14 protein-coding genes are annotated in these 12,133 nt (G+C 70.1%); 7 read left to right on the top strand and 7 right to left on the bottom strand.

Translation table 11 applies throughout. From position 1 onward, the window contains the following. Nucleotides 1–58: 58 nt before the first annotated feature. Nucleotides 59–568, top strand: a complete 510-nt coding sequence (locus tag ETD86_RS23760; RefSeq protein WP_138668368.1) for a DedA family protein — start codon at nucleotides 59–61, stop codon at nucleotides 566–568. Here ETD86_RS23760 and ETD86_RS23755 read toward each other — a convergent pair. Then, entirely contained in the window at nucleotides 563–754 is a 192-nt protein-coding gene (locus tag ETD86_RS23755) for a YegP family protein (RefSeq protein WP_138668367.1), read from the bottom strand. The genes ETD86_RS23760 and ETD86_RS23755 overlap by 6 nt on opposite strands. Nucleotides 755–904: 150 nt before the next feature. Here ETD86_RS23755 and ETD86_RS23750 point away from each other — a divergent pair, with 150 nt between their 5' ends. Then, nucleotides 905–1,702, top strand: coding sequence for a D-alanyl-D-alanine carboxypeptidase family protein (locus tag ETD86_RS23750; protein ID WP_246148099.1), 798 nt, complete (start codon nucleotides 905–907; stop codon nucleotides 1,700–1,702). A 68-nt stretch (nucleotides 1,703–1,770) separates the two neighbouring features. Here the strand turns inward: ETD86_RS23750 and ETD86_RS23745 are convergent, their stop codons facing one another. Both ETD86_RS23745 and ETD86_RS23740 read right to left on the bottom strand, forming a co-directional pair. Beyond that, nucleotides 1,771–2,337, bottom strand: a complete 567-nt coding sequence (locus ETD86_RS23745) for a hypothetical protein (protein ID WP_138668366.1) — start codon at nucleotides 2,335–2,337, stop codon at nucleotides 1,771–1,773. A gap of 41 nt (nucleotides 2,338–2,378) precedes the next feature. Next, complete coding sequence (locus tag ETD86_RS23740; RefSeq protein ID WP_138668365.1) at nucleotides 2,379–2,558, bottom strand: hypothetical protein; 180 nt, start codon at nucleotides 2,556–2,558, stop codon at nucleotides 2,379–2,381. Nucleotides 2,559–2,631: 73 nt separating this feature from the next. Here ETD86_RS23740 and ETD86_RS23735 point away from each other — a divergent pair, with 73 nt between their 5' ends. Next, a complete protein-coding gene (locus ETD86_RS23735; protein ID WP_138668364.1) occupies nucleotides 2,632–3,690 on the top strand; it encodes a LacI family DNA-binding transcriptional regulator in 1,059 nt (352 codons plus the stop codon). Nucleotides 3,691–3,705: 15 nt separating this feature from the next. On the opposite strand, the gene ETD86_RS23730 is transcribed toward ETD86_RS23735, so the two are convergent. Then, complete coding sequence (locus tag ETD86_RS23730) at nucleotides 3,706–3,966, bottom strand: DUF4235 domain-containing protein (RefSeq protein ID WP_138668363.1); 261 nt, start codon at nucleotides 3,964–3,966, stop codon at nucleotides 3,706–3,708. 232 nt (nucleotides 3,967–4,198) lie between these two features. Here ETD86_RS23730 and ETD86_RS23725 point away from each other — a divergent pair, with 232 nt between their 5' ends. Beyond that, entirely contained in the window at nucleotides 4,199–4,480 is a 282-nt protein-coding gene (locus ETD86_RS23725) for a hypothetical protein (RefSeq protein ID WP_138668362.1), read from the top strand. A gap of 4 nt (nucleotides 4,481–4,484) precedes the next feature. Here ETD86_RS23725 and ETD86_RS23720 read toward each other — a convergent pair whose 3' ends face one another. The 3 genes from ETD86_RS23720 to ETD86_RS23710 form a co-directional block, all read right to left on the bottom strand. Continuing rightward, entirely contained in the window at nucleotides 4,485–6,083 is a 1,599-nt protein-coding gene (locus tag ETD86_RS23720) for a sulfatase family protein (RefSeq protein ID WP_170223234.1), read from the bottom strand. A 370-nt stretch (nucleotides 6,084–6,453) separates the two neighbouring features. After that, nucleotides 6,454–7,266, bottom strand: a complete 813-nt coding sequence (locus ETD86_RS23715; RefSeq protein WP_138668360.1) for a TrmH family RNA methyltransferase — start codon at nucleotides 7,264–7,266, stop codon at nucleotides 6,454–6,456. Nucleotides 7,267–7,295: 29 nt separating this feature from the next. After that, the gene (locus ETD86_RS23710) at nucleotides 7,296–8,066 is read right to left on the bottom strand and encodes a DUF4184 family protein (RefSeq protein WP_138668359.1); all 771 of its coding nucleotides are present in this window, start codon (nucleotides 8,064–8,066) and stop codon (nucleotides 7,296–7,298) included. Nucleotides 8,067–8,305: 239 nt separating this feature from the next. On the opposite strand from ETD86_RS23710, the gene ETD86_RS23705 reads away from it, so the two are divergent. From ETD86_RS23705 to ETD86_RS23695, 3 genes are all read left to right on the top strand, one after another. Further along, a complete protein-coding gene (locus tag ETD86_RS23705) occupies nucleotides 8,306–8,860 on the top strand; it encodes a cation diffusion facilitator family transporter (protein ID WP_246148097.1) in 555 nt (184 codons plus the stop codon). A gap of 333 nt (nucleotides 8,861–9,193) precedes the next feature. Further along, nucleotides 9,194–10,876 carry a substrate-binding domain-containing protein gene (locus tag ETD86_RS23700; RefSeq protein WP_138668357.1) on the top strand — a complete coding sequence of 561 codons (1,683 nt, stop codon included), beginning with the start codon at nucleotides 9,194–9,196 and terminating at the stop codon, nucleotides 10,874–10,876. Nucleotides 10,877–11,158: 282 nt separating this feature from the next. Further along, nucleotides 11,159–12,133, top strand: a 975-nt coding sequence (locus ETD86_RS23695) for an RNA polymerase sigma factor (RefSeq protein ID WP_170223233.1), incomplete at its 3' end; no start/stop codon positions are given.

Genomic DNA, 12,133 nt, shown 5'->3' with positions numbered 1-12,133 from the left:
AATCACTTGCACCTTGAACTAAGGTAAGGCTGACCTAAGGCTTCAGGAGGGCGGGCCGATGGACGATTTCGCCAGGCCGTTCTGGCTGGGCCTGCCGTACTGGCTGGTGGGCGCCATCCTGATCCTCGCCCTGTTCGGCGCGTTCCAGGTCTACTACTGGGTCGGGCGCAAGCTGGGTGACAAGCTCTACGACTCTCGCATCGGCGTCAAGGTGGGCCGCGAGCGGATCGCGAAGATCGAGCGGGTCGTCGAGAAGTGGGGCGCGCTGGCCGTCTACGGGTGCTTCTGGGTGCCCATGCTGCGGCACACGCTTCCGTGGGTGGCCGGCGCGCTCCGGGTGTCCTATCCCTGGTACGTGGTCGCGAGCGCGCTGGGCTGCCTGACCTGGGCGCCCATGTGGTGGTTCGGCCTGACCGCGGTGGTGTGGGGCTGGCTGGAGCTGGCCGGGCGATCGCCGGTCACGGCGGCGGTCGTCGCCGTGCTGGCCGTCGCGGGGGTGACCTGGCTCATGGTGCGGCGGCGCAGGAAGAAGCAGCGCTCCGTGGATGAGAAGCTCCTGGTGTCATAGCTCCTCACCGCTCAGGTCCACGATGACGGCGTCCACGGCGTTCCTGCGTACCGTCTCGATGCCGTTCACGCAGGCGACCTTGGTCGGGTAACCCTCGCCCACCGCCAGCGTCTGCCCGTTGTTCGCGACGAGCGCGAAGCGCCAACCGCCCTGCCCGTCCTCGCTGATGACGAACCTCCCTGCCACGGTGGCCCCTCCCCCTCCTGCTCCGATCTAACATTCGTTTACCCCCGCCTGATGCGGCTTTATGGCGCTACTTCGCAAACGAACCCTTGATCTCCTGCCAACATGTTTGGCATGCGTATTGCGGGATTGATCAGCTCTGTCGTACTCGCAGTGGTTGTGGGAGTCTCCTCCCCCGCCGCCGCGGCCGAGGCGCCCACCGTGAAGGCCACGTCGGCGTACGTCGTCGACTCGGCGGGAACGATCCACCTCGGCAAGCGCGAGACGCGCCGGGTGCCGGTGGCCAGCCTGGTGAAGGTCATGACCGCGTACGTCGTGCTGCGCGAGGCCCACCTGAGCGACACGATCACGATCACCGCGACCGATGTGAAATACGCCGCCCGTGGCGGCGCCGCCACGGCGGGGCTGAAGAAGGGCGAGCGCCTCACGGTCAGAGACCTGCTGTACGGGCTCATGCTGCCTTCAGGCGCGGACGCGGCCAACGCCCTGGCCCGACACTACGGCCCGGGCAAGACGGCCTTCGTCGCCAAGATGAACAGCACCGCCCGCGCCCTCGGCCTGACCGACACCCGCTACACCAACGCCGACGGCATGCCCACGCCGGCCAACGGCGGCTACTCGACGGCCGTCGACCAGGCCCGGCTGGCGCAGCAGGCGCTGGCGAGCAGCACGTTCAGGACCGTGGTCGGCAAAGAGACGTACAAGGTGGCCAAGACCTCGCTGCACCGGGCGCACACGTGGCGCAACTCCAACAAACTGCTGGCCCGGGCGGACGGGGTGCTGGGTGTGAAGACCGGGTACACGAACGCGGCCGGCTACTGCCTGTTGTTCGCGGGCGAGCGCGGCGGCCGGCAGGTGGTCGGCGTGTTGCTGAACGACGCCAACGAGCGCCGCTTCAGCACGGCCGAGCGGCTCCTGGACCACGCGGAGGAGCAGATCACCGGCGGCTAGCCCCGCGTCTTGGGACGGGGCCTTCGAAGAGGGAGACGGCCCTGGGAAGGGGGCTGAGACCGGCGAGGCTAACCGAAGGTCATGTGGCCCGCGCCGGGCAGGCGCTCCAGGCCCTGGGTGGCGCAGCTGAGCAGCCCCGTGCCGGGCGTGATGCCGCCGTGGGTCTGCTCACCCCTGAGCGGTCCCGCCGTGACGGCGCCGGTGAGCAGGGCGTCGGCCGGACGCTGGGTGGCGAGGTGGTCGCCCCGGCTGCGGAGCGTCGAGGTGCCGACGGGGCGGCCGTCCCCGCCGAACCAGGTGATGACGGCGCGGCCGTGAACCCGGCGCGCGCTCGTGCACGAGAGCACGGCGGTGGCCCGCAGGGCGACCCAGCCGGAGCGCAGGCCGGGCGCCGAGCCGTCCGGCGACGTGCAGTCCGTGAGCTGGAGGTGGCCCCGGACGGCGGCGCGCCGGGGCGCGAGCCCGACCCACGGCCGGAACACCAGCGGCCGGCCTGGCGGCGTGGTGACCGCGCAGGTCAGGGCGGCTGACGGGCTTCGGGCGCCGCCCACCCCCGGCGGGCTCAGCGAGCTCCCCGCATCAGCGCTCAGCGGTCCCGCCGCGGTTGCGACGGCGATGATCCAAGCCATGTTCACGGACCCCTCCCTGGGTAATCGGTCCGTCACATTCTGCAGCATCATGCCGTGCGGCACGCCGGATCCAGGCGGTCGGCCGTCCACCTGAGCGAATGCGCCAGCCGTACGCGAACGCCGCCCCGATCCCGGTGCGGCCTGCGCGGCGCACCCGGCAGCGCGTCGCCCAGCGACTCCCGGTAGCCCATCGCCGTCCGGTGTGCGAGGACTTGCATGGCATCCATATGACCCTCCTTAATCAATTAAGACCTTAATTGATTAAGAACGCCCCTGCAAGGTCTTCGGTACGGTTGGACGATGGCCAGGGTCACGCTCCAGACGATCGCCGACCGGCTCGGCGTCTCCCGGGCCACCGTGTCCTACGCCTTCTCCCGGCCCGACCAGCTCAGCGAAGGGCTGCGGCAGCGGATCCTGGAGGTGGCCGACGAGCTCGGCTACGCGGGGCCCAACCCGACCGCACGCTCACTGCGTCTCGGGCGGGCGGGGGCGCTCGGGCTGATCTTCAGCGAGACGCTGGCCTACGCGTTCGCCGACCCGTACGCGATCGGCTTCTTCCAGGGACTGGCCACGGCCGCCGAGGACGCCGGGGTGGGGCTGCTCATCCTGCCGCTGCCGCACGGCGACCGCCGCAGCGAGACCGTACGCGACGCGGTCGTGGACGCCTTCTGCGTGGTCTCGCTGCCGGACGGGCATCCGGCGCTGGCGGAGGTGCTGGCCAGGAAGTTGCCGGTCGTGATCGTGGACGAGCCGTACGTGCCGGGCCACCCGTTCGTCGGCATCGACGAGCCCGCGGCGGGCGCGGCGGCCGCCCGGCACGTGCTGGAGCTCGGGCACCGGCGGATCGGGGTGGCCATGGTGGGCCTCCACGACGACGGCCACACCGGCTGGGCCGACCCGTCGCGGCAGGAGGGCGCGGCGTTCGAAGCCATGCGCCGGCGGCGCGGCGGCTACCAGAGCGCGTGCGAGGAGGCCGGGCTGGACTGGGCGGGAGTGCCGTTCTACGAGGTGGCGCGCAACTCGCGCGAGGCCGGCCGGAAGGCGGGGCACGCGCTGCTCGGCCGCTCTCCGCGGCCCACCGCGATCCTGACCAACACCGACGTGCTGGCGCTGGGCGTGCTGGACGCGGCGGCCGATCTGGGGTTGGAGGTGCCTGGCGAGCTGTCGGTGGTGGGGTTCTCCGACAGTGCCGCCGAGGAGGCCGGGCTCACGACGATCAGGCAGGCCAAGCAGGAGATCGGCGAGACGGCGGGGCGGCTGTTGTTGTCGGGCGGCACGACCGGGCCCGAGCGCCTGATCTTCCCCCACGAGCTGATCGTCCGCTCCTCCACCGCCCCGCCCCCCGCGGGTCAGGCCTGACGCCTGGTCCGGCGCTCAGCGCCGCCGGCCGCCGGCCGCCCTGTGCTGGAAGGTCTGCGCGCCGGCGCGATGCACGGCGGCCTTGACCAGACCGAAGATCGCACCCTGAACGGTGGCGGCGACGAGGACCTCCGTCCACCCGCGCTCCAGGTCACCGGCGTCCGGCGTGTCGTCGTCCCCGGAGGTCAGCTTCCACACCCGTTTGAACAACGCGGCCGCCAGCGCGGCGCTGGCCATACTCATTCCCAGCGATACGGCTTTCTCAAGGGGTTGCATCTCGACATCTCCTCACGATGAGAACTGCCCTGTGCCCCTTATCACGCTTCTAAACGCACATATGCCATTAACGGGACGAACTGTCCTGGCGAGGCCCAGTCCTATGGGGTACGGTTCACTCGCCATGCGACGGACAGGAATGGCCCCCCAATGTCGATGCGAACCTCGCGGACTGACAGTCGGAGAACCTTCCAAGCAGCAAATCCCCTGAGCACTTGAGAAGGAATGTGCCATGGCGAGACTCATCGAGGTGCGCGCGACGATCGCGGGCCGCACAAAGGCGGCCGCGATCGCCAACGGCATTCTGCGTGCGGGCCTGGCGACGTCCATCGACATAGAGCAGGTGCCGCACCCGTCCATCAGCGCCTGGCAGCTCACGCTCATCACGACGGTCCAGCACGCCGAGACCCTCGAACAGCACATCAGGGGCAGCGGCGAAGTCGGCCCGATCGTCAGCCGGCCGGTCGCCCACGACGTCGACGACTATCCGGACTGGCTCACCAACCAGTCCTGAACCGTCAGCGCAGGTGCGCGGCGGTCCAGCAGCTCGTCCTGCCGGGCTTGCCGCACGTCGCCAGATCGTCGAGGACCTTGGCGAGCTCGGCCGTCCTTGGATTGCCGGGATCGTTGGTCTCCTGATGAGGATCGGTGACGGTGTTGTAGTACTCGGGTTTCGGGTCACCCTTGTACTCGACGTAGAGCTCGCCGGCGGTGCGCACGGCGGCGTACCTGGGGGGCGTGGGGTTCCCCACCTTGCGGGGGTCCGCGTCGGGGTCGGTGCCCGGCGCGAGGGGGTTCGGCTTGACGTGCTCGATCAGCGCCGCGTTCCGCCAGTCGCGCACCGGGCGGCCCTGGATGAGGGGCAGCAGGCTGCGCCCGTCTCGGCCGTCACGCAGCGCCGGGTCGATCCCGGCCATGTCGAGGAAGGTCGCGAACAGGTCCACGTTCTGGGCGATGGCGTCGGTAACAAGGTCGTCCTGCCGCCCCGCGACCGGACGCTTGACCAGCAGCGGCACCCGGACGTCGTGGTCGTAGGCGGTGGTCTTCCCGCGTACCAGGCGATGCTGGCCGAGGTGGAATCCGTTGTCGCTGGTGAACACGACATACGTGTTCCGCCGCTCCCGCTCCGTCAGCGAGGCGAGCACACGTTCCACCATGTCGTCGATCGACTGCATCATGCGGATCCGGTTGCGGAAGTCGGTGCGCAGCTCCGCGACGAGCTTCGGGCCGAGCGGCTCCCGGCGTACCCAGGAGGGCTTGTCGGCGGTGTCCTCGTCGAACGCGGGCAGTGTGCTGACATCGATGCCGGCGCAGTCCGGGCCGCCGCAGTCCCCGTGGGGGAACTCCCCGGCCGGCCACTTGGTCTTCGGCCGGTCACGCCGCGCGGGCGGGAAACGCGGCTCCTTGTCGCCCGGCTTGACGTCGACCCTGTTGTGCGGGGCGAAGGGCGAGACCTGGAGGAAGAACGGCTCGCCGGGCGCGTACCTGCGGGACCGCTCGATGAACCCGACCGCGCGCTGCCCGAGCTCGTCCACCAGGTAGGTGCCGTCGGAGGGGTCGCGCGGCCGCGCGGCCGGCGTCTCTTCCTTGATGTAGCGGGTGAGCTGGTAACGGAACTCGTTGTAGCCGCCCGCCGCGGTCACGTGCCACTCGTCCCACCCGGCGGGCACCTTGTAGCCCGCGCCCGCCGGATACTCGTTGATGTACTTGCCCAGGTAGCCGGTGCGGTAGCCGGCCTGGTGCAGCGCGGCGGCGTACGTGCGGCCCTCGTGCGGCGCGAAGGCCCGGTAGCCACCCCGGTCGTAGCCCTCGTTGGTGCGCACGCCGGTGTTGTGCGGGAACTGACCGGTGAACATCGTGGCCCGCGACGGGCAGCAGAGCGAGTCGGCCACGTAGTAGCCGGTGAACGTGGTGCCGCCCTTGGCCAGGCCTTTGACGGTGTCCATGTACTGGAGCAGTTCGGCCGACATGTCGTCGACGAGGAAGAAGATGATGTTCGGCCGCTGGGGCTTGGCGACCGCCGTGCCGGCGGTCGCGGCGGTCGCCTGGCCGGCTGTGGTCAGGACAAGGACGATGGCCAAGACCATCGCCCATGCTCTCGGGATTTTCGCGGTCATGGACATGACGCCCTTACGGAGGGAGGAGCTCGGGGTTCCGATGTACCGTAATGTCCGTTGATGCGAATTATCAACCTATTCGCCCCGGTCAGGGGCGTACAAGGCCTGGCGACAGACGCGCGCCGTCCTGAGTTCGCCGCCGCCCTGGGCGATGACGCGGCGCCCTCAGGCTCCTGATGTGGCCGGAATCTCCCCCTCGGCCCCACCGTTGATCAGCTCGATGATCCGTTCGCGCATCGGGTGGTCGGCTCGATCAGATCAGCGAGGCGAGCCCGCCCAGGGTGCGCTCCTCCGTGTCACCGAGAGCCAGGTTGCCGCTCGCGGTCCTTCGACCACAGGTCGCCGGCCTCGTGCGGCACGGAGGTGCTGCTCACTTGTCGGCCCGCATCAAGCCGTGGCAGGCGATCGCGGCGGCGGCCACGACGTTCAAGGAATCCACGCCTGCGGCCGTCGCCGCGGCGCTCATCGGGATGCACACCGCCTCATCGGCCTCCTCCAGCCAGTGAGACGAGAGCCCGTCCCCTTCGGAGCCGAGCAGCAGCGCCACCCGATCCGCCAGTTTGACTCTGTCGATGGGCGTGACGGCCTGGTCCGGGGTCAAGGCGAGCGTCTGGTAGCCCGCCTCCCGCAGTTGCGCCAACCCGTGGAACCAGTCCTCCAGCCGCGCGTACGGGATCGAGAACACCGCGCCCATCGACACCTTCACCGCACGGCGGTACAGCGGATCCGCACACCGGGGCGACAGCAGGATCCCGTCCACACCCAGCGCGGCGGCCGATCTGAAGATCGCGCCGACGTTCGCGTGGTCGACGAGATCCTCCAGCACCAGCAGCCGCCGCGCACCACCCTTCAGGAGGTTCTCAGAAGCGGGCAGCGGGAGGCGTTCCATGGAGGCCAGGGCGCCGCGGTGGACCGGGAAGCCGGCGATGCTCGCCATGGTCTCGTCGCTCACCACGTACACGAGGGCGTCGCCGAGGACGTCGGAGAGCGGGGGCAGCCAGCGGCGCATGGTCAGGACGGAGCGAATCGGGTAGCCGGCGCCGATGGCGCGCCTGATCACCTTCTCGCCCTCGGCGAGGAAGAGGCCGCGCTCGGCCTCCAGGCTCTTGCGCAACTCCGTGTCCCGCAGGCGGGTGTAGTCGGACAGGCGCGGGTCGTCGGCGTCGGTTACGTACTCCAGCACACTTCCGATACTGCCAGCCGGTGACGTGCTCAAGCGCCTTCCGATACGGTCGAGCGCCGTCCGACCTGCCACGCCAAGGCGTAGCAGGTGAGCACCGCGCACAGACCGATCACCGTGCCTGCGCCGGTCTTGGTGATCACGCTGGGCAGGCCGAACGCCGGGTCGGGCTGGTCCACCAGGGGCCAGAGGAGCGCCCCTGCGAGGATCCCCGCGACGCCGGTGGCCAGGACCGTCCAGCGCGTGCGCGGGGAGATCCGCAACCGGTCCGGTACGGGCGCCGCCGCCATCCGCGACAACCCCCGCCAGCCCCACCACGCCACCACGGCCAGCCCGATCACCGACGAGGTGTACTGCAGGAGGCGGAACAACCTGATCACGCCGAAGACCGAGACGGACAGCCAGGGGCCCCACTCCGCCGGGCCGGTGGAGTGAGTGAAGGAGTCCCAGAGCACGTGGGTGGCCGCGCCGAGGACGGCGCCCGCCACGATGGGGAGCGGCCGGAGCCGGTCCGGGGCCAGGAGCGCGGCGCGGCCCGCCAGCGACGGGGGGAGCAGGGAGATCAGCGGGTCCCTGAAGACCCAGTGGAACAGCGGCAACAACACCAGCACCGCGACGGGGTCGATGGTGACGACGCCGAGCCAGGAGTGCCAGTTGGTGTAGTCAGGCAGAAAAGGGAGGAAGATCGGCAGGTCCGGGATCATCGCGCCCATCGCCAGCGCCCAAGGGTCCACGAATCTGCGTACCCGCGGCGACGAGATCAGCGGCGCCACCACCGCCATGTGACTGGGCGTGAACGGCACAGACTTGCCCTCCCCTGAGCAATCCCCGAACGATCAGTGCCCATTATGTGCGGAAGGAAAGAAGATCCTTTACCTCCCCCTTCCGCTGTCACACTCCGTGGTGGGTAGATAACGGGACGCTGTCGACGGCCGGATAGCCGGGAATTCGGGGGTTCATGGTGCCTGATCAGCGGATTCATGAGCGTCCGGCCGCGTCAGCCGACTGGCTCCGCGCGGCTCGCACGGCGCGGCGACTCTCCGTGGCCACCCTCGCCTGGCTGGGCGTGGAAAGCACGCTCGGCCTGGCGGCGGGCCTGGCCTCGCACTCCGTCGCGCTGATCGGATGGGCTCTGTCCGCGCTGGTGGAGGCGGCGGCCAGTTTGATCGTGTTGTGGCGGTTCACCGGGGCGCGCACACTGTCGCCGGGCGCGGAGAGCTCCGCCAGGCGGGCGATCGCGCTGAGCTTCTGGCTGCTCGCGCCCTACCTCGTGGTGCACGTGGCCCACGACCTGGGCGAGGGCCATCGGGCCACGCCGAGCGCTCTGGGGATCGTGGTGACGGCGTGCAGCCTGGTCGGCATGCCGGTGCTGGGGATGGTCAAGCGGCGGCTGGGCCGCAGGCTGGTCTCCGCGGCCACGTCGGGCGAGGGCACACAGAACGTGATCTGCGGGGCGATGGCGGCCGGCGTCCTGGCCGGGCTGTGGCTCAACACCCTGGGCTGGTGGTGGGTGGATCCGGCCGTGGCCCTGATGCTGGCGGCGGTCGCGGTGCGGGAGGGGCGGCGGGCCTGGCGCGGCCACATCTGCTCCCACTGAGCATCGGCCGGCTGCCCCCACCGACCACCATTCCGCCCATTGCTCACCAGGCACAACCGCCGTATATTGCCTGCCATTTGGTCACACTGGCGGTCGACTTCCACCACACAGCGTAATCGGCGCACCAAAAGGGCTGTTTTGCACCATTGACTGCACCGAGTATCGTTCCCGGAGTATTGCGGAGCATCTCCCGCTAGGGTCTCCGGAAGGTCTCAACACACCTAAGAGGACATCGTGGGGCGACACCGCACAGACGAGCTCGACGGCGGATACGGTGGCGGATACAGATCCGGCGAACCCCCGACCCGCAGGCGCCGCAACAGCCGGGGCCGTGTGCTCGTGCCACTGGCCGGCGCCGTGGCGCTGGCCGTGCTCCTCGGTGTGGCCGCGTTCGTCATCTTCAACCGCGACCACGACTGCTCGGGCGGCAAGCTCGCGCTGCGCGTCGTCGCGGCCCCTGACATCGAGCCGTCGCTCACCAAGATCGCGAACAACTATAACAAGGCCATGCACTCGATCGACAGCAAGTGCGTGGACGTGACGGTGGCCAAGGAAGCGGCGGCCAGGACGGCCAACTCGCTGGCCGCGGGCAAGGCCACGGCCGACTTCTGGGTGGCGGACTCGAGCCTGCTCATGGAGAGCCTGCGCAGGACCCCGGCGGGCAAGGCGCTGCCAGAGCCGGAGGGCTCGATCGCGGCCTCCCCCGTCGTACTGGCGGCGGCCAAGTCGGCCGCGTCGAAGTTGTCGGGCTCCCTGACGCCGAGCTGGACCAGCATGATCGCGGCGGCGAACGTGGCGAACGTGGACGGCCCCGGCAAGAAGGTCCGCGTGCTGGCCCTCGACCCGCAGAAGAACTCCGCGGGCCTGGCCGCGCTGCTGGCCGCGGCGGGCACGGCCAGGGAGGCCGGGCAGGACAAGGCGCTGGTGGGTGCGCTTAAGGAGCTGTCGGGACAGCTCGCCTCCGACTCGACGGCGCTGCTGGCCAGCCTCACCGTGAAGTCGGGCACCAAGGTGCCTGTGGGCGTCGCCTCCGAGCAGGCCATCTACGCCCACAACGCGAAGAAGCCGGAGGCCCCGGTGGTCGCCCTCTACCCCGAGGAGGGCACGCTCAGCCTCGACTACCCGGTCACGATCCTCACCAAGGAGCCGGCCACGCTGAAGGCGGCGGCGGACTTCAAGCAGGCGCTGTCCACGGACTCGGCCACGAAGATCCTGCGCGACGCCGGTTTCCGCAGCGCGGACGGCAAGGCGGGATCCGTGCTGACGAAGGAGAAGGGGTTCACCCCGGAGACGCCGCAGGCTCTGCCCGCCCCCGACGGCGCGACCGTGGCGCGGATGGTGCAGACCTGGTCCAGGCTGAACCTCGGCACCCGCATGCTCACCCTGCTCGACGTCTCGGGCACGATGGCGCTGCCGGTGCCGGGCACGGGCATGACCCGCATGCAGGCCATCAGCAAGATCGCCACGGAGGGCCTCGGCCTGTTCCCGGCCGACTCCGAGGTGGGGGTGTGGGCGTTCTCCACGCACATGAACGGACGCGGCAAGGACTGGAGGGAGGTCGTCCCCGTCGGGCCGCTCTCCGAGAGCATCGACGGCACTCTCCGCAAGGAGCTTCTGGCCAAGCAGCTCACCACGATCCAGGCCAAGGCCACGGGTGACACGGGGCTGAACGACACGCTCAAGGCCGCGTACACGGAGATGACCAAGACGTACAAGCAGGACAAGATCAACACGCTGTTGATCCTCACGGACGGCGCGGGCAACGACGATCCCGACGGTGGCATCAAGAACCCGGCGATCCTGCAGTTCCTGAAGGACACCTACGACCCCAAGCGCCCGGTCAGCATCCTGCTCATCGCCTTCGGCCCGGACGCCGCGTCCGGCAAGCAGCAGATGGACGCGCTGGCCAAGGCCACAGGCGGCGAGGCGTACATCGCCAAGAACATCCTCCAGGTCCGCGACTTCTTCCTGCAGGGCATGGAACGGCGCCTCTGCTCCCCGAACTGCGACGGCTGATAAGCGCGAGGGAGCGCCGCCGCCTGGACTGAGGAGCGCAGGGAGCGAAGCGACCGGAGCGACGAGGGAAGGCGGCGGCTTCCAGCGACCGAGCCCGCCTCCACGCAGTGGAGGCCATCAACACAGGGCGGCTTCCAGCGACCGAGCCCGCCTCCACAAAGTGGAGGCCATCAACACAGCACAGTCATGCCCGATGGGCATGACGGGCGAACCTGGACAAACGAGGCCGCGTCCTCTCCGCGTGGGGCTTGAATGCCCGTCGTACCTGCGGGGAGGGAATCCGTGCCTGGATGGCCGACCGTCGATCGCGCCGATGATCAGGAGCTGGTGGAGGCTCTGCGGCGCGTGGACGCCGACGCTCCCGCCAAGCTCTTCGACTCCTACGCCGAGCGGCTGTACGACTACGCGTTCTCCCTGGCCGGCGAGCGGGACCTGGCGGCGGACGCCGTTCACGACGGCCTGGTCACCGCGCAGGGGTGCGTGGAGCGACTGAAGGAGCCGGGCCGGCTGCGGGCCTGGCTGTACGCGCTGGCCAGGTTCCAGGTGCAGTCCAGGTTGGCGCACCGGAACACTCCCACTCAGCAGCTCCCCGACCTGGAGGAGCAGGCGGATCCGGAGCTGGCCGACCTGGTTCACGAAACGCTAGGCGACCTCGGCGGGACCGAGCGCGAGGTCCTGGAGTTGTCGCTGCGCCATGGCCTGACCCCGTCCGAGGCCGGCGCGGTGCTGGCGCTGACCTCGCGGCAGGCGGCCGCCAAGCTGGGCCGGGCCCGCGACCATCTGGAGATCGCCGCGGCGGCCGTGGTACTGGCCAGGACGGGCAGGGCGCACTGCCCCGACCTGTCGGCCATGGTCGACTCGTGGGAGGGGCCGCTCACCCCGCTGCTGCGGCGGCGGTTGTCGGGGCACATCGGCGGCTGCGAGGTGTGCACCGAGGGCAGGCACCGGCAGGTCTCCGCCGGGCGGCTGCTGGACATGGTGCCGGTCGCGTTCCCGCCGATCTCGCTGCGCCGCCGGGTGATCGACACATGTCTCAGCCCGGACCGCGGCGCGACCCGTACGCTGATCATGGATCGGGGGGACACGTTCGACCGGGCCGGGTTCCCCGTGACGACCGAGCGCCGCTCGCGGCGGCGCCGGCCGCGGCGGCTCACGCCGGTGGTGCTGGCGGGCGCGGCGGTGCTGGCCGCGACGGCCGCCATGGTCATGATCAACGGTGGGAAGGCGGCGAACAACACCGCCCTGCAGTTCGCTCCC

Source organism: Nonomuraea turkmeniaca (assembly GCF_005889735.1).
GTDB lineage: Bacteria > Actinomycetota > Actinomycetes > Streptosporangiales > Streptosporangiaceae > Nonomuraea > Nonomuraea turkmeniaca.
Note: the sequence above shows the minus strand (reverse complement) of the source record. Positions and strands in the feature narration are given on the sequence as shown.